Origin of the sequence: Streptomyces sp. OR43 (assembly GCF_008042275.1) — a bacterium.
Classification (GTDB): domain Bacteria; phylum Actinomycetota; class Actinomycetes; order Streptomycetales; family Streptomycetaceae; genus Streptomyces.
Genome location: NZ_RDBK01000061.1, coordinates 1 through 734 on the forward strand (window position 1 = coordinate 1; position 734 = coordinate 734).

Consider the following 734-nt stretch of genomic DNA (forward strand, 5'->3'; position numbering starts at 1 on the left):
GCTGAAGGCTCTGCGTACGGCGTCCGCCCACCGGGCCCTCCGGCATGGCCGGGTGCAGCCGCTGAAGGCTCTGCGTACGGCGTCCGCCCACCGGGCCCTCCGGCATGGCCGGGTGCAGCCCCAGCAGCACGATCCCGCCCACGATCGCCGCGAGTCCCGCCGCCCGCCATGCCCCGAAGAGCGACTACCTCTCGCCCCGGCTGCTGCTGGACCTGATGCGGGTGCGCAGTTGGCTGGCCGGCATCGGACTCATGGTCTGCGGCATGGTGCTGGGCGCGCTGGCGCTGGGCAAGGGCGAGGTCTCCGTCGTCGAACCGCTCCTGGCCACCAATCTGCTCTTCGCGATGGCCCTGTCCCGTCACCGCACCGGTCAGCGGCTGGGCCGGCAGGGCTGGGCGGGGCTCTGGCTGCTGGCCGGCGGGGTCGCCGCGTTCCTCGTGGCGGGCGAGCCGACGGGCGGGCAGGCGGTGTCGAATCCGCTGCGGCACTGGCTGGTGATCGGCGTGGTGGTGGGCCTGGCCCTGCTGCTGACCGCGTTCGCCAAGCGCGCGCGGTCGGGGGTGTCGCCCGCGCTGCTCGCGGTGGCGGCGGGACTGCTGTACGGACTCCAGGACGCCCTGACCCGGGTCAGCGGGCAGCGCCTCTCGGACGGCGGCTGGGCGGCGCTCGTCACCGGCTGGCAGCCGTACGCCGTGCTGGTCCTGGGGGTGACGGGGCTGATCCTCGTACAGAGC

1 protein-coding gene is annotated in these 734 nt (G+C 74.7%); it reads left to right on the plus strand.

The annotated features are described in order from the left end of the window. Window positions 1-104: 104 nt before the first annotated feature. The coding region (locus EAO72_RS40295; protein WP_261991860.1) for a DMT family transporter at window positions 105-734 on the plus strand (630 nt) is incomplete at its 3' end.